The following is a 16,070-nucleotide window of genomic DNA, read 5'->3' on the forward strand; positions in this document are numbered from 1 at the left end:
TCAACCGGCCTGACCGGTGACGCGACGCATCGTCATCGCGTACCGAAACCTCGTCGACAGGTGGGTGTTGATCGTCACCTGGGCTACCTCGCCGTCGGAGGTCGTGTAGGTGCGCCGCATCTGCAGCGCGGCCGTTCCCGCCTCGACGCCGAGACCGTCGGCAAGTTCCGGCGATAACAGGACGGCCGCGATCTCCTGGTGCAACTGGGAGACGCTCACGCCGAACAGATCCTCGATCAACGGAAAGATCGGGCCGGCATGGCGTTGCAGCAGCCTGCCGACCGCCGCGAAACTGCGGCTGATGTAGTACTCCGTTCGGCAGATGGGTATCGACGCGCCATCGGCCTGCCGGTAGCCGCGCACCGAGAGCCACTGGGTGCCGGCTTCGAGCCCGGTCCGGTCGGCGAGCTCGTCATCGATCGTCACCATCGCATTGGATTCGATGGTCAGCTGCGCGCCGGCCGCGAACGCGAGCAAGTCGTCGATCGACATCGCGTCCTGCGCATAGGAACTCGACGCCGGCCGGGGCACCACGCGGGTGCCCGCCCGCGGCCGGGACGCGACCAGGTTGTCGTCCCGCAGCCGGCGCAGCGCTTCACGAACGGTGTAGCGGCTCACCGCGAAGCGTTCGCACAGCTGGTGCTCGGTCGGCAGCTGCGAGCCCACCGGGTAGACCCCGTCGACGATCTCCTTGCGCAGCGTGCGCGCGATCTGGAGGTAGCGGTGGTCGCCCGCGATGGCCTGGGACATCAGCGACCGTGGCCGCTCGGGCGCAAGGCCAGGACGCTGCCGTCACCGTCGGCCGAGAGGTACAGCGTTCCGTCGGCCGCGGCGGTGATGCCGGCGAATGGGCCTTGCGGTCCGGAAAACGGTGGCATGCCGCGCAGCGGCTTGGGCGTCACGCCCGGCGGGGGGCCGACCGGCAGCCCGGACGCGACCGTCTGGCGCGTGCGGCTGGCCAGATCGAAGGCCATCAACTCCTTGGCGCCGGCGTCGACGACGTAGAGGATGCCGCCCTGGACCAGAATGCCCTGCGGGCGTTGCAGATCGGCGACGACGGTCTCCACGCTCGACCCGTTTATCCGCACCACCCGCCCGGCGCCGGCCTCCGCCACCAGAGCGGTCCCGTCGGCATCGATCGCGACGCCGACCGGCTCACGCAGATCGGTCGCCAGCACCTCGGTGGCCCCCGACCGCAGCGACAGCACCCGCCCGGTGCCCAACTCCGCAACCACCACACCGCCCGGGCTCACCGCGACGCCGTACAGTTGGTCGAAACCGTCTGCCAGCACGCCACTTTCGCACGCCTCGGGTCGGTAGCTGGCTACCTGGCCGCCCGACGTCGTGACGACGAACTCACCGGGCCCGCTCGCGGCGACGCCGCGCAGGAATCCGGGATAGCCGGGGCTGAACAACATTCCGGCGGTGTGCAGGGAGCCGTCGGGCAAAGCGGCGTAGAAGTATGTGCCGTCGGCGATGTACAGCTGCCCGTCATGGCCCACGGCCAGGTCCATCGGCCAGTTGAGCCCACCGGGCAACACGGATTGCGCTGTGCCGTCGGCCGATATCTCGCTGATCTCGCCGGTGAAGTTGGATACGAACAGCCGGTCACCGACGAAGGTGCAGTTGTCCAGCCCCGGGTTCAGCTGGGCGAGCAGCCGCCGTTCGCCGCTGCGAGGATCGATGCGCAGCACCTGCCCGCTCGCCACCTGAGTCGACACGATGTAGCCCTGCGCGTCGAACTTGACCGAGTCGGGCACACCGAGATCGCCCGCGACACACTGCGGCTCGCCCCCGTCGGGGTCCACGCGCCAGATCTCGTTGGCGCCCATCACCGGGAAGTAGAGCAGGCCGTCCGGCCCGACCTCCATCGCGTTCGGCGAGGGCACGTTCTCCAACAGCACCCGTGGCGGTCCGCCGCCCAGGTCGAATTCCAACAGCCGTCCGCCCTCACGGCATTCACCGACGAACAACCGGCCCCGATGGAAGGTGATGCCGTTGGCCGACGGCACGTCGTCGCGCAGCACCCGCGTCCGGCCGCCGGTGTCGCGCACGCTGACCCGGCCGTCCATCACCTCGGTCGCGTACAGGTTGCCGCTGGCGTCGAACGCGACGTCGTCGGGCGCCACGATGTCGCCGCCCTTGGGACTGGCGGTCGCCAGCTCCCCGGTGCGGAGATCCAGCGCGCTGATCTGACTGCCGGTCACCTGGGCGATGTAGATGCGGCCGTCCGGGCCGGTGCGCACGCCGTTGGCGCCGAACAGCCGGCTGGGCGCGGTGATCCGCTCGAGCCCCCAGCCCTGCGCGACGTCGATCGCGTGTGCTGCCGCATACCGCGATGGCTGGGTTGAGATGGCCATGCTCGCCGAGGTCCTTCCGTCAGCCGGTTGGGCTGGACGTTATCAATTCCTCGTAGTCCAGACAATAGCCGCAAAAGTGTTGCCAGCCGATCTTGACAGCGAAGTCCACCGCTCGGAATAGTGTTCTCCAAGGGACAGAATGGCATGTTTTGTCCGGACAAATCATCAGTAGATCCCGCTGCGAGCGCTTCAAGGCGCTGGCGGCAGGCGAAAGCAGGTCATGGTCGATCACGAGGATCTCCTAAGGCTCGACGGTCGCATCGTGGTGGTTTCCGGGGCCGGCGGTGGCGGCATCGGCACGACCGTCACGGCCATGACCGCCCGGGCCGGGGCCACCGTGATCGCGGTGAGCCGCTCGAAGGAAAACCTCGACGAGCACATCGCTCCGCTGGCACAACAGGGGCTGGCCGTGGTGCCCGTCGCGGCCGACGCGTCCACCGACGAGGGCATCGCCGCCGTGATCGACCGGGCGCGCCGCGCCGACGGCAGCTTGTACGGGCTGGTCAATGTCGCCGGTGGCGCCGAGCCGTCGACGTGGATGCCGTCAACCCGGGTGATGCGTGGAGACTGGCGCAAGATCTTCGCCGACAACCTCGAAACGGCCTTTTTCATGAGTCAGGCCGTGGCGGGCGAGCTCGTCGCGCAACACCAGCCGGGGTCGATCGTGTCGATCTCGTCGATCAGCGGCATGAACACCGCGCCGTTTCACATCGCTTACGGGACCGCCAAGGCCGCGATCGCGGCGATGACCCGCACGATGGCCCTCGAATTGGCGACGTCGGGGATCCGGGTGAACGCCGTGGCGCCCGGCGTCACCGAGACGGCGGCCTCGCGCACCTACGTCGACGAAGACCCCGACCGGGATCGGCAGGCGATCGCGATGGGCCGACGCGGGCGGCCCGAGGAGCAGGCCGGCGCCATCCTCTTTCTGCTCTCGGAGATGTCGAGTTACATCACCGGCCAGACGGTGCTCGTCGACGGCGGGCTGGACCTCAAATGGAGCCATCTTGGCGCCGACAACACGTCGCTGTTCCTCAAAGACGAATCCTTCCGCGCGGCGATTAGGAGGATCTGATGACTGATCTGGCCAAAGACGCGAATTCCGCGGCGGCCGAGGAACTCTCGAGGCCGATGACGATCGGTGTCGAAGCATACATCTGTCAGGACTATGCCCGCGCCGAGCGCGACAAGCTGTGGCGCAGAGTCTGGCAGCAGGTCGGCCGCGTCGAGGAATTGCCCGAGGTGGGCAGCTACCTGACCTACGACATCCTCGACGACTCGATCATCGTGGTGCGCACCGGCGAGAACGAATTCCACGCGCACCACAACGTGTGCATGCACCGAGGCCGCCGGCTGATCGACACACCCGAAGGCGCCAAGAACGTTTGTGGGCGCACCCGAAAGTCGTTCGTCTGCCCCTTTCACGGCTGGACCTACGGCTTGGACGGCGCCTGCACTCATATCCGCGAACAACAGGACTGGCAGGAAGCGCTCACCCCCGACAACACCCACCTTCGACCGGTCCGGGTCGACACGTGGGGCGGCTGGTTGTGGATCAACATGGACCCCGACTGCGAGCCACTGGCCGACTATCTCTTCCCCGCCGCGAAGATCCTCGACCCGTTCGGCCTGGAGAACATGCGCTACAAATGGCGCAAGTGGCTGCCCTTCGACTGCAACTGGAAAGTCGCGCTGGAGGCCTTCAACGAGACCTACCACGTCTACACCACGCATCCCGAGTTCAATAAGTTCGGCGAGTTCAAGGGATGGGCGAAAGCCCAAGGCAAGCACAGCAACATCGGTTACGACGCGCCGGAGGACATGGAGGCCACCAAGTCCAAAATCCGCCTCGGTACCGGCGCCGATCCGCGAGTGTCGACCGCCCAGATGCAGATGTACACGATGGAGGAAACCAACGCCACCACCACCCAGACGCTGGTGAACGCGGCCAAGCGACTGGTCGACGAGCTGCCGGAAGGGACGCCGGCCGACAAGGTCCTCGAGCACTGGCTGGCGTCGGCACGCCGCGACGACGAGGCCCGCGGCGTGATCTGGCCGACGATTCCCGCCGACATCCTCGGGCAGGCCGGCACGGCCTGGCAGATCTTTCCGAACTTCCAGATCGGGCTGGGTCTGACCAGTGCGCTGTGCTACAGCGCGCGGCCGCACCCCAGCTACAACCCCGACAGGTGCATATTCGAGGTGTCGGTCTTCGAGTTGTACCCGAAAGGTGAAGAGCCCCAGACGGAGTGGGAATACACACCCGTCGGCGACCCCAGGTGGCGGTCGGTCCTGCCGCAGGACTTCTCCAACATGGCCGCCGTGCAGCAGGGCATGAAGTCCCTCGGCTTCCCCGGCACCAAGCCCAACCCCTACCGCGAGCGCAGCACCGTCAACCTGCACTACCAGTTGTCGAGATACATGGGTACCGGCGAACCACAGGAGCTTTGAGCTAGATGACCCAGTTTGATAGGCGGTCTGATACCTGCGGGCCCACCGACGTACCGCAGGACGTCGGCATCGACGCGATGCGGGCCAAGTACGCCCAGGAGCGCGAGAAGCGCCTGCGCAAGGAGGGCGGCGCGCAGTACCTCGAACTCGACGGTGACCTGGCGGATCTCTACGAGGTGGACCCGTACACCCCGGTGGCCGACCGCGCCCCGATCGCCGAGGACATCGAAGTGGCCGTCCTCGGTGGCGGGTTTGCCGGGTTGTTGTCGGGCGCCTACCTGAAAAAGGCTGGCGTGCAGGATGTTCGGGTCATCGACATGGCCGGGGACTTCGGCGGAGTGTGGTACTGGAACCGCTTCCCGGGCATTCAGTGCGACAACGACGCCTACTGCTACATCCCGATGCTCGAGGAGCTCGACTTCCTGCCGAGCAAGAAGTTCGCCGACGGCGCCGAGATCTTCGCGCACTGCCAGGCCATGGGCAAACACTTCGACCTCTACGACGGCGCGATCTTCTCAACGCAGGTCGAGACCATGCGCTGGGACGAGAAGAGCAAGCGCTGGCGACTGATCACCAACCGCGGCGACGACATCCGCGCACGGTTCGTGGTGATGGCGCAGGGCTCGTACAACAAGCCGAAGCTGCCCGGTATCCCCGGTATCAAGGAGTACCTGGACAGCGGCGGCCACGCGTTCCATTCCGCACGCTGGGACTACGACTACACCGGCGGCGACGCCAACGGCGGCCTGCATAGGCTGGCCGACAAGCGGGTCGCGCTCGTCGGCACCGGGGCTACCGGTGTCCAGCTGGTGCCGCATCTCGGCCGGGATGCCAAGCAGCTCTTCGTGTTCCAGCGCACGCCGTCGTCGGTGGACATGCGCGCCAACACGCCCACCGACCCGGCCTGGGCGGCGGCCCTGCAGCCCGGTTGGCAGGAGGAGCGCAAGCGCAACTTCCACAACTGGTCACCGTTTGTGGGGGTGGTCTTCGGCGAACCAGATCTGGTGTGCGACTTCTGGACCGAATTGGGCCGCAACATGACCGCCCGGATTGCCGCCAGCCCGGAGCCCGCCTCGCTGGGGATCGAGGAGATCATGGCGATCCGGGAGGAAGAGGACTACAAGATCATGGAACGGCTGCGCCGCCGCGTGGCCGCCCTGGTCGACGACCCCGACACCGCCGAGGCGCTCAAGCCGTACTACCGCTTCATGTGCAAGCGGCCGTGTTCGAGCGAGACGTACCTGCCGGCGTTCAACCTGCCTAACGTGACGTTGGTGGACGTGTCGGAATCCAAGGGAGTGGAACGCCTGACGAAAAAGGGCATCGTCGCCAACGGCATTGAGTACGCGGTCGATTGCGTCGTATTCGCCAGCGGGTTCGAGATCTCCACGGAGATCAGTCGGCGCTTCGCGGTCGACATCATCGAGGGCCGAGACGGGCTGTCGCTGTTCGACTACTGGCACGACAGGTACCAGACGCTGCACGGCATGACCACCCGCGGATTCCCCAACCAGTTCTTCACCGGCTTCATCCAGGGCGGCGTCTCGGCCAACACCACCGCGATGTTCGAGCAACAGGCCGAGCACATCGCCTACATCATCGCCGAGGCGCAGAAACGCGGCGCGACCACCGTCGAACCCAGTCAGGAGGGCCAGGACGGTTGGGTCAAAACGGTCGCCGAACTCGCGATCGACAACTCGGCCTTCGAGATGTCCTGCACCCCTGGCTATTACAACAACGAGGGTCAGGGTGGCGCCAAAGACAATGGTGGGTTCCTTGGTGATTTCTACTCGCCGGGCTTCTACGCCTTCGGTGACCTGATCGCCGAGTGGCGCGCCAGGGGTGACCTGGAAGGCCTAGAGCTTTCGTGAGCAAGTTGCGATTCGACGACCGCGTCGCCGTGGTGACCGGGGCCGGCCGCGGCCTGGGGCGCGCCTACGCGCAACTGCTCGCTTCGCGCGGAGCGAAGGTGGTCGTCAACGACGCCGGCGGCAACCTCGACGGCGAAGGGGTCGACGCCGGTCCGGCCGAACAGGTGGTCGGTGAGATCACCGCGGCCGGGGGGCAGGCCGTCGCATGCGGCGCGTCGGTCGCGACCCGCGAAGGCGGCGAGACGATCATCGCGACCGCGCTCGAGCACTACGGCGGTATCGACATCCTGGTGCACAACGCGGGTAATGTCCGTCGCGGCTCGCTGAAGGAGATGAGTTACGAGGACTTCGACGCCGTGCTCGACGTGCATCTGCGCGGCGCGTTCAACGTGGTGCGGCCGACGTTTCCGCGCATGTGCGAGGCGGGCTACGGCCGCATCGTGCTGACGTCATCGATCGGCGGCCTGTACGGAAACCACGGCGTCGCCAACTACGCGGCCGCCAAGGCCGGTGTGATCGGGTTGTCCAATGTCGCCGCGCTCGAGGGCGCCGCCGAGGGTGTGCGGTGCAACGTGATCGTGCCGGCCGCGGTGACGCGCATGGCGGAAGGCATCGACACCTCCGCCTATCCACCGATGGGCTCGGAACTCGTTGCGCCCGTGGTGGGCTGGCTCGCACACGAATCCTGCTCGGTGACCGGTGAACTGTTCATCGCGCTGGCCGGTCGCGTGGCACGGGCGGTCATCGCGGAGAGTCCGGGCGTGTGCCGGGCATCGTGGACGATCGAGGACGTCGGCAGCCATCTGGACGCGATCCGATACGTCGAGGCGCCCCTCATCTTTCCGGCCGTCCCGGATGGGCATGACCAGCACATCCGCTACAGCTTCGATCTGGCGCAGAGGTCGACCGATCAAGGAGCACTGAATGGCTAGCCCGACGGGCCCGATGGCCGGTGTGCGCGTGATCGATCTGACCGCGATGGTGATGGGGCCCTACTGCACGCAGATCATGGCCGACATGGGCGCCGACGTGATCAAAGTCGAACCACCACAAGGGGATAACACCCGCTACATTTCCGTGGGTCCGGCGCCGGGCATGAGCGGGGTATTCGTCAACGTCAATCGGGGCAAGCGGTCCATCGTGCTGGACCTGCAGACCGACGCCGGAACGCATGCGTTACGCGCGCTGGTGCAGACCGCCGACGTGTTCATCCACTCGATGCGCGCCAAGGCGATCGCCAAGCTCGGCTTCGACTACGACGACGTCGCCGCGATCAACCCCGCGATCGTCTACACCAATTGCTACGGGTATGGGCGACGCGGGCCCGACCGCGATCGGCCCGCCTACGACGACACGATCCAGGCCGAATGCGGCCTGCCGGCGGTGCAACAGCAATTGACCGGCGAAGCCGATTACGTCGGCACCATCATGGCCGACAAGATCGCCGGGCTCACGGCGCTCTACGCGACGATGATGGCGTTGTTTCACCGCGAGCGCACCGGAGACGGGCAAGAGGTCGAGGTGGCCATGTTCGAAACCATGGCCTCGTTCATGCTCGTCGAGCATGCCAACGGCGCCCTGTTCGACCCGCCGCTGGGCCCCGCCGTGTACCCGCGCACGGTGGCGCCCAACCGCCGGCCGTACCGCACCAGCGACGGCCATATCGCCGCCTTGATCTACAACGACAAGCACTGGAACGCCTTCATAGCGGCCGTGCAACCACCGTGGGCAAGCGAGCTGTATGCGACGTTGGAACAGCGCGCCCGCCAGATCGACACCGTCTACGGGCTGGTGGCCGAGACGATGAAAGAGCGTTCCACCGCGGAGTGGTTGACGCTGCTGCGCCAACTCGAGATACCGGCCGCGCCACTGAACACGCCCGGCGCGCTGTTCGACGACCCGCATCTGGCCGCCGTCGGCATGTTCGAGACGGTGGACACCCCGCACGGGCCGGTGCGCTTCCCGGGCGTGCCCACCTGGTTCTCGAGGACACCGGGTCGCGTCGCGGGGCCGGCGCCCGAACTCGGCGCCCACACCGAAGAAGTGCTCGCCGAAATCGGCGCTCGCGAGGGAAAGGAACTCTGACCATGGCCGTGCCCGTCTACAAGCGCATCCTTGACCTGTTCGAGGCGGAGGGGGTGAACACGCTGTTCGGGATCCCGGACCCGAACTTCGTGCACATGTTCGCCGAGGCCGACGCTCGCGGGTGGTCGGTGGTCTCGCCGCATCACGAACTGAGCGCGGGATTCATGGCCGAGGCGGCGTCGCGGATGACGGGCAAGCCCGGCCTGTGCATCGGCACCCTCGGCCCGGGCATGGCCAACATCGCCGGGGCGATCCAGTGCGCGCTCGTGGAGAACTCGCCGGTGATCTTCCTCGGCGGCCAGCGCGCCCGCATCACCGAGCGCCGGGTCCGCCGCGGTCGCATCCAATTCGTCCGCCAGGAGCCGCTTTTCGCGCCGTCCGTCAAGTACAGCGCGTCCATCGAGTACGCCGACCAGACCGACGAGATCATCCACGAGGCGATCCGCAAGGCCATGTCCGGTACCCCCGGCCCGGCCTACATCGAGTACCCGTCGCACGTCATCCTGGAGGAGCTCGACGTCGCGGAACCGTTGCCTCCCCATCGTTATCGTCTGGTCAACCAGGGGGCGGGCGCATCGGAGATCGCCAAGGCCGCGAAGCTGATTCGCGAAGCGAAGAGCCCGATTCTGTTGGTGGGCCATGGCGTGCACACGTCGCGCACCGGTCCCGCGGTCAAGGAGCTCGCCGACTTGATGGCCTGCCCGGTCATCCAGACCTCCGGCGGGACGTCGTACATCCCGGGTCTGCGGGAGCGGACCTTCCCCTACCTGTTCTCCCCGGCCGCCAACGAGGCAGTCGAGGAATCCGACCTGTGCGTCGCGCTGGGAACCGAACTCGGTGAGCCCATGCACTACGGCCGGACCCAGCATTGGGCGGGCAACGATGCGAACCGCAAATGGGTGTACGTCGAACAGGACCCGGCCGCCATCGGCGTCAACCGCCAGTTCGACGTGCCGTTGGTGGGCGATCTGCGCGGCGTCGTCCCGCAGCTCGTCGACGCGCTGCGGGACACGCCGCGCACGCGAGCGGCCAATCTCGAGAAGTTGGTCAACGCCGACGCCGAGGAACTCGCGCAGCTCGCCGAGAATGCACCGTCGGGACGCTCGCCGATCCACCCGGCGCGATACGTCGTCGAGGCCACCAAGGCGTTCAACGAACTCGAGGACGGCATCATGGTCCGCGATGGCGGCGCCACCGTCATCTTTCAGTGGACCTACTCGCAGGCCAAACCGCGCGACGTCATCTGGAACCAGAACTTCGGCCACCTCGGCACCGGCCTGCCCTACGCCGTCGGGGCATCGGTCGCCGAGGGCGGCAAGCGCCCGGTGATGCTGCTGACCAGCGATTCGGCATTCCTGTTCCACATCGCCGAGTTGGAAACGGCTGCGCGGCGGAATCTTCCGCTGGTGTGCGTGGTGGGCGTCGACCACCAGTGGGGCCTCGAGGTGGGCGTCTACAAGCGCACCTTCACCCAGCCGTCACCGCAGCCCGGCGTGCACTGGAGCAAGGACGTCCGGATGGACAGGATCGCGGAGGGCTTCGGCTGCCACGGTGAGTTCGTCGAGAAGGAGGACGAGATCCGCCCGGCGATAGCCCGCGCCTACGCCAGCGGCAAAGTCGGTGTGGTGCACGTGTGCATCGACCCGAAGGCCAACTCGGAGGAGATGCCCAAGTACGACCGATTCCGCACCTGGTATGCAGAAGGCACCCAGTAAGAGAAGGATGAGCTGATGCGCGAATACCTGAAGTTCTACATCGACGGACAGTGGGTCGACCCGGTGCGGCCCAATCCCTTCGACGTGGAAAACCCGGCGACCGAGCAGGTTTCCGGAAAGATCTCGCTGGGGTCGGCGGCCGACGTCGACGCGGCGGTCCAAGCCGCGCGGCGCGCCTTCGCCGGCTGGTCGCAGAGCACCCGCGAACAGCGCCTGGACCTGTTGCAGGCCATCCTCGCCGAATACCAGAAGCGCGCGGGCGATCTGGCCGAGGCGGTCACCGAGGAAATCGGCGCGCCGCCCTCGCTGGCCGCGGGGCCGCAGGTCTTTCTCGGGATCGGTCACCTGACCACGGCCATCGACGTGCTGAAGAACTTCCCGTTCTCCGAACAACGCGGGGCGACCCTGATCGCCAACGAGCCGATCGGTGTCTGCGGTTTGATCACGCCCTGGAACTGGCCGATCAACCAGGTCGCGGTCAAGGTCTACCCGGCGTTGGCGACCGGCTGCACCGTCGTGCTGAAACCGTCTGAGGTCGCCCCGTATTCGCCCTACATCTTCGCCGAGATCCTGGCCGCCGCGGGCGTGCCGGCGGGGGTGTTCAACCTGGTCAATGGTGACGGGGCGGGCGTGGGTGTGGCCCTGGCGAGCCATCCCGACATCGACCTGGTGTCGTTCACCGGCTCCACGCGCGCCGGCATCGAGGTGGCCAAGAACGCCGCCCCGACGGTGAAGCGAGTGACCCAGGAGCTCGGCGGTAAGAGCCCCAACGTCGTCCTCGACGACGGCGGCTTTGCCGACGGTGTCAGCGCGGGTGTGGCCAACATGATGCCCAACTCCGGACAGAGTTGTAACGCGCCGTCGCGCATGCTGGTACCGAATTCACGGATGGCCGAGGCTATTACGATCGCGCGCGAGGTAGCGGAGCAAATCCGGGTGGGCAGCCCCGACGACGCGACGGCGATCGGGCCGGTGGCGTCGAAGGCGCAGTTCGACAAGGTGCAGCGCCTGATCCAGAAGGGCATCGACGAGGGCGCGACCGTGGTCGCGGGAGGTCCGGGACGCCCGGCGGGGCTGGACAAGGGGTATTACGTCAAGCCGACCGTCTTCGCGCATGTCACCAACGACATGACGATCGCGCGGGAGGAGATCTTCGGCCCGGTGCTGTGCATCCTGGGCTATGACGACCTCGACCAAGCCGTCGAGATCGCCAATGACACCGAATACGGCCTCGCCGGCTTCGTCTCGGGAGCCGACCTCGACACGGCGCGGGAGGTTGCCCGCAGGATCCGCGCGGGGTGGGTGACGATCAACCACGCATTCGACCTGAACGCACCGTTCGGTGGCTACAAGCGCAGCGGCAACGGCCGCGAATGGAGCGAGTTCGGCTTCCACGAGTACCTGGAGGTCAAGAGCACCCTCGGCTACGCCCCCGACAAGGCCGCCGAATAGCGCTTGGGCCCGAAATCCGAACGCGCCACTGCATAAAACCGCTTGCGTGTCCTGCGCGCAATCCCGCGCGTCCGCCCTTAAGCTGGCTGCGTTCACGAGGAGGGGCAACGACGTATCGGCATCAACCATGGCGCCGGGCGGGATGGTAGTCACGGCGCGCTGACAGCGAGCATCGAGCCGGGCGGGTCTCATCCCGCACCGGCCCGTCGTCCTCGGCCCCGATGGGTCGCCCCCGTGCGCAGGGTTGGCCGGCTGGCGGTCTGGGACCGGCCGGAGCGGCGCAGCGGGATCCCGGCGCTCGACGGCCTGCGCGCGATCGCGGTCGCGCTGGTGCTCATCGGGCACGGCGGCATCCCCGGTGTCAGCGGCGGATTCATCGGCGTCGACGTCTTCTTCGTTCTCAGCGGGTTCCTGATCACCTCGCTGCTGCTGGACGAGCTGAGCCGCACCGGCCGCATCGGGCTCACCGGGTTTTGGATCCGGCGCGCGCGGCGGCTGCTGCCGGCCCTGGTGCTGATGGTGCTCACCGTGGCCGCGGCGCGGCAGCTGCTCCCCGAACGCTCGCTGACCGGCCTACGCGACGACGCCATCGCGGCCTTCGTGTGGATGGCGAACTGGAGGTTCGTCGCGCAGAAAACCGACTACTTCACCCAGGGCGCGCCGCCGTCGCCGCTGCAGCACACCTGGTCGCTCGGCGTGGAGGAGCAGTACTACTTCGTCTGGCCGCTGCTGCTGATGGTGGTCACCCTGCTACTTGCCACCCGCGCGAGGCGCCGGTTCACCCGGGCCACCGTCGGCGGTGTGCGCTTCGCCATCTTCGTCATCGCCACCGTGGGGGCGTTGGCGTCCGCGGCGGTCGCCATCGTCATGGCCTCCGACGCCACCCGCGACCGGATCTACTTCGGCACCGACACCCGCGCGCAGGCGCTGTTGGTCGGCGCGGCGGCCGCGGCACTGCTGGTGCGCGATTGGCCGTCGATGAACCGCGGCTGGTGCATGATCCGCACCCGGTGGGCGCGCCGCGCCGCCCGGATCCTGCCGCTGTTGGGTTTGGCGGGTCTGGCGGCGGCGACCCACTACGCCACCGGCGCCAGCGGCGAATTCCGCCACGGCTTGCTGATCGGCGTCGCGATCGCGGCAGTGGTCGTCATCGCCCCGGTCGCCTTGGAGCAGCGCGGCGTCGTCGCCCGCGCCCTCGCGTTGCCACCGCTGGTGTGGCTCGGGACCATCTCCTACGGCGTCTACCTGTGGCACTGGCCAATCTTCTTGGCGCTCAACGGCGAACGGACCGGGTGGGCAGGGCTGCCGTTGTTCGCCGCGCGGTGTGCCGCCACGGTGGTGGTGGCCGCCGCGTCGTATTGGGTGCTCGAGCAGCCCATCCGGCGCTGGCGCCCGGCGCGGGTGCCGTTGCTGCCCTTGGCGGCGGCGACCGTGGCCAGCGCCGCGGCGGTGACGCTGTTGGTGGTTCCAGTGGGTACCGGCCCGGGGCTGCGCGAGGTGGGTTTGCCGCCGGGCGTCTCGGCGGTCGCGGCGGTCTCGCCGTCACCACCGGGCGAAAGCCGGCCGCGGGATCCCCATCGGCCATTCACCGTCTCGGTGTTCGGTGATTCGATCGGGTGGACGTGGATGCACTACCTTCCGCCGACACCGGGGTTTGCGTTCCTCGACCACACCGTCATCGGATGCAGCCTGGTGCGTGGCACGCCGTACCGGTATGTCGGCCAAACCCTGGAACAAAGGTCCGAATGCGACGGCTGGCCCATCCGGTGGTCATCGCAGATCAGCCAGGACCAGCCGGATGTCGCTCTGCTGATCATCGGCCGCTGGGAAACGGTGGACCGCGTCAACGAGGGCCAGTGGACCCATATCGGCGACCCCACCTTCGACGCCTATCTCAACGGCGAGCTCGAGCGGGCGCTGACCATCGCGGGTTCCACCGGTGTCCGAGTGGTGGTCGCCACCGTGCCCTACAGCCGGGGAGGTGAAAAGCCGGACGGCCGGTTGTATCCGGAGGACCAGCCGGACCGGGTCAACCTGTGGAACACCATGTTACGCAAGACGGTCAGCCACCATCCAGGCGTCGCGATCCTCGACCTGAACAAGAAGCTGTGCCCTGACGGCGTCTATACCGCCAAGGTCGACGGCATCAAGGTGCGCAGCGACGGTGTGCACCTGACCCCGGAAGGGGTGAAGTGGCTGACACCGTGGCTCGAGGAGTCGTTGAGGTAGCTCTGCTGAGGTAATTTTCCTAATTGCCTGTGCGGCAGCTGATTTCCATGCTGTCGCTGTCGCGAACCTGGAAGTTGAAGCTGACATAGCCGTTGTCCTGGTCGCGCACGCGGTCGAGATACGGTGCCATATCGGCCGAGCTGGCGTTGTCGGCGATGACCAACGCACCCGTGGACAGGCGGGGCTCCAGCAACTCGATCACGGGTAGGTACAAATCTTTCCAACCGTCGAGCAGCAGAAAATCGATTGCTCCGTCCAGGCTTTCCAGCGTGGTCAGGGCATCGCCCTCCAGGATGGTGATCACATCGTCCAGGCCCGTCTCGGCGAACGTCTTCTTCGCCGCCGCGATTTTGGTCTCACTGAGCTCCGTGGTCACCACCCGGCCGCTCCCGTTGTCGCGCACGGCGGCGGCCAGATGCAGGGCGGAGATGCCGAATGACATGCCGAATTCGACGACCGTCGCCGGGCGGGTGGCCCGTACCAGTGAATACAGCAGCCGGCCGGCCTCGGGCGTCACCGGGATGTAGAACTCACTCATCGCGTCGGCCCGCTGCTGGGCGGTCATCGGCTGCTCGAACGTGCCACGCCGCTCACGCAACAGCGACATCTGGTTCTTCGACTCGGCATACATGCGGTCAAGCGTCGATGCGACCCCGGGATCCTGCAACGTTGTGGTCATGAGTTTCTCCTATGTCAAGCCGCTGCCGTTTGGCAAGGCTGAGTTCGGTTTTGGTGGTCGGTGTGTAGGTGGTGGAAAACGACGCGGGCCAGGCGACGTTTGAGGCAGCGCAGCGCTTCGGTGCTGGAGTCGCCCGTGGCCAGGCGGTGGCGGTAGTAGGCCTGGCCGAGGCCCTCAAGGCGGATCTGTGTGACAGCGATGCGGTGCAATGCGGTGTTGAGTTGGCGGTTGCCTGAGCGGGTCATGCGTACGCGGCCGGCAGTGTTGCCCGACCAGACAGGAATCGGTGCGACGCCGGCATGGCGGGCGAAGGCCGGCTCGCTCTTAAAGCGGGTCACTCCGGCGGCCTCCCCGACCAGTTTGGCCGCGGTCAACTCCCCACAGCCTGGAAGAGAAAGCAGCACCGGGGCGACCGTGCGGACCCGTTCACCGATCCGTTTGGCCAACGCGTTGATGGTTTCGGTGAGCCGGGTGATGTCGGCCAGCTCATCGCGAGCCAGCTCAGCGACCAGCCCGGGCTGGGTTGCTAGCCAGTCACCCAGAAGTCGACGGTGCTTGGCCAGATCCAGCGATCCTGGCTTTGGGGCACGTTCGGGATCGAGTTCATGAACACGCCACCGCAAACGATTGATCATCGAGGTCCGTTGAACGACAAGGTCTTCCCGTCGATCCACCAACAGCTTGAGCTCACGCGACACCTCATCATGCGACGCGATCGGAAGATCGGGTTCACGCAGAAACGCCCGCGCCACCGCCAGCGCATCGATCGGATCGGACTTACCACGAGTGCGCGCCGAGGCCCGCACCTGAGCCATCAACTTCGGCGGCACCCGCACCACCTTCTGATCAGAGGTCATCAGATCGCGTTCCAGGCGCGCCGACAAATGCCGGCAATCCTCGATCGCCCACACCACCTCAGACCCGAACCGTTCACGAGCCCACATCACCGCTTGACCATGCCCGAGGCTGGTCGCCGCAACCACCTTCTCACCCAACTTCTTGCCGACCCCGTCGACCGCGACAAACGTATGCGTGCGCTTGTGCACATCGGCTCCAACAACAACCATGGAGGTTGCCTCCTTCACTGTGAGGTGACGGTTGGGCCGGTCGGCGGACACATCTCAGTGGGGGCGGATGCCACGCTCCTATCAAGTCACGCCGGCCGGCCCTTCACACCTGATGCCGACAAAACGCATGAACGCCAACCCCACGGGCGGCACCGAGCCTA

12 protein-coding genes are annotated in these 16,070 nt (G+C 66.9%); 8 read left to right on the plus strand and 4 right to left on the minus strand.

Features of this window, described 5'->3' with window-relative positions; genetic code table 11:
* The gene (locus Q0W90_RS08790; protein ID WP_297595635.1) at positions 1 to 750 is read right to left on the minus strand and encodes a GntR family transcriptional regulator; all 750 of its coding nucleotides are present in this window, start codon (positions 748 to 750) and stop codon (positions 1 to 3) included.
* Positions 750 to 2,360, minus strand: coding sequence for an SMP-30/gluconolactonase/LRE family protein (locus Q0W90_RS08795; protein ID WP_297698731.1), 1,611 nt, complete (start codon positions 2,358 to 2,360; stop codon positions 750 to 752). Before Q0W90_RS08795 ends, Q0W90_RS08790 begins: the two co-directional genes overlap by 1 nt.
* A 220-nt stretch (positions 2,361 to 2,580) precedes the next feature.
* On the opposite strand from Q0W90_RS08795, the gene Q0W90_RS08800 reads away from it, so the two are divergent.
* From Q0W90_RS08800 to Q0W90_RS08835, 8 genes are all read left to right on the plus strand, one after another.
* A complete protein-coding gene (locus Q0W90_RS08800) occupies positions 2,581 to 3,435 on the plus strand; it encodes an SDR family oxidoreductase (protein ID WP_297595633.1) in 855 nt (284 codons plus the stop codon).
* On the plus strand, positions 3,435 to 4,811 hold the full coding sequence (locus Q0W90_RS08805; protein ID WP_297774163.1) for an aromatic ring-hydroxylating dioxygenase subunit alpha: 1,377 nt from the start codon (positions 3,435 to 3,437) through the stop codon (positions 4,809 to 4,811). The genes Q0W90_RS08800 and Q0W90_RS08805 overlap by 1 nt, the downstream gene beginning before the upstream one ends.
* A 5-nt stretch (positions 4,812 to 4,816) precedes the next feature.
* On the plus strand, positions 4,817 to 6,682 hold the full coding sequence (locus Q0W90_RS08810) for an NAD(P)/FAD-dependent oxidoreductase (protein WP_297595631.1): 1,866 nt from the start codon (positions 4,817 to 4,819) through the stop codon (positions 6,680 to 6,682).
* On the plus strand, positions 6,679 to 7,614 hold the full coding sequence (locus Q0W90_RS08815; RefSeq protein ID WP_297774165.1) for an SDR family NAD(P)-dependent oxidoreductase: 936 nt from the start codon (positions 6,679 to 6,681) through the stop codon (positions 7,612 to 7,614). The genes Q0W90_RS08810 and Q0W90_RS08815 overlap by 4 nt, the downstream gene beginning before the upstream one ends.
* A gap of 13 nt (positions 7,615 to 7,627) precedes the next feature.
* Positions 7,628 to 8,767 carry a CoA transferase gene (locus Q0W90_RS08820; RefSeq protein WP_297698736.1) on the plus strand — a complete coding sequence of 380 codons (1,140 nt, stop codon included), beginning with the start codon at positions 7,628 to 7,630 and terminating at the stop codon, positions 8,765 to 8,767.
* Between the two features lie 2 nt (positions 8,768 to 8,769).
* Entirely contained in the window at positions 8,770 to 10,482 is a 1,713-nt protein-coding gene (locus Q0W90_RS08825) for a thiamine pyrophosphate-binding protein (protein WP_297595629.1), read from the plus strand.
* 15 nt (positions 10,483 to 10,497) lie between these two features.
* Positions 10,498 to 11,934: an aldehyde dehydrogenase family protein gene (locus Q0W90_RS08830; protein WP_297595628.1), complete on the plus strand. Its 1,437-nt coding sequence runs from the start codon at positions 10,498 to 10,500 to the stop codon at positions 11,932 to 11,934.
* 234 nt (positions 11,935 to 12,168) lie between these two features.
* Positions 12,169 to 14,163: an acyltransferase family protein gene (locus Q0W90_RS08835; protein WP_297774168.1), complete on the plus strand. Its 1,995-nt coding sequence runs from the start codon at positions 12,169 to 12,171 to the stop codon at positions 14,161 to 14,163.
* Between the two features lie 19 nt (positions 14,164 to 14,182).
* Here Q0W90_RS08835 and Q0W90_RS08840 read toward each other — a convergent pair whose 3' ends face one another.
* Together Q0W90_RS08840 and Q0W90_RS08845 are read right to left on the minus strand one after the other, a co-directional pair.
* A complete protein-coding gene (locus Q0W90_RS08840) occupies positions 14,183 to 14,842 on the minus strand; it encodes a class I SAM-dependent methyltransferase (protein ID WP_297774170.1) in 660 nt (219 codons plus the stop codon).
* 14 nt (positions 14,843 to 14,856) lie between these two features.
* Positions 14,857 to 15,927 (minus strand): IS110 family transposase, encoded by a 1,071-nt coding sequence (locus Q0W90_RS08845; protein WP_297594854.1) that lies wholly within the window; start codon positions 15,925 to 15,927, stop codon positions 14,857 to 14,859.
* Positions 15,928 to 16,070 lie beyond the last annotated feature (143 nt).

This window comes from Mycobacterium sp., assembly GCF_025933915.1.
Taxonomy (GTDB): Bacteria; Actinomycetota; Actinomycetes; order Mycobacteriales; family Mycobacteriaceae; genus Mycobacterium.

Bases quoted from the DNA above. Each gene is read 5' to 3' on its own strand.
- Q0W90_RS08805 (WP_297774163.1), top strand. From the start codon at position 3,435: ATGACTGATCTGGCCAAAGACGCGAATTCCGCGGCGGCCGAGGAACTC.
- Q0W90_RS08825 (WP_297595629.1), top strand. From the start codon at position 8,770: ATGGCCGTGCCCGTCTACAAGCGCATCCTTGACCTGTTCGAGGCGGAG.
- Q0W90_RS08830 (WP_297595628.1), top strand. From the start codon at position 10,498: ATGCGCGAATACCTGAAGTTCTACATCGACGGACAGTGGGTCGACCCG.
- Q0W90_RS08840 (WP_297774170.1), bottom strand. From the start codon at position 14,842: ATGACCACAACGTTGCAGGATCCCGGGGTCGCATCGACGCTTGACCGC.
- Q0W90_RS08795 (WP_297698731.1), bottom strand. From the start codon at position 2,360: ATGGCCATCTCAACCCAGCCATCGCGGTATGCGGCAGCACACGCGATC.
- Q0W90_RS08810 (WP_297595631.1), top strand. From the start codon at position 4,817: ATGACCCAGTTTGATAGGCGGTCTGATACCTGCGGGCCCACCGACGTA.
- Q0W90_RS08820 (WP_297698736.1), top strand. From the start codon at position 7,628: ATGGCCGGTGTGCGCGTGATCGATCTGACCGCGATGGTGATGGGGCCC.
- Q0W90_RS08800 (WP_297595633.1), top strand. From the start codon at position 2,581: ATGGTCGATCACGAGGATCTCCTAAGGCTCGACGGTCGCATCGTGGTG.
- Q0W90_RS08790 (WP_297595635.1), bottom strand. From the start codon at position 750: ATGTCCCAGGCCATCGCGGGCGACCACCGCTACCTCCAGATCGCGCGC.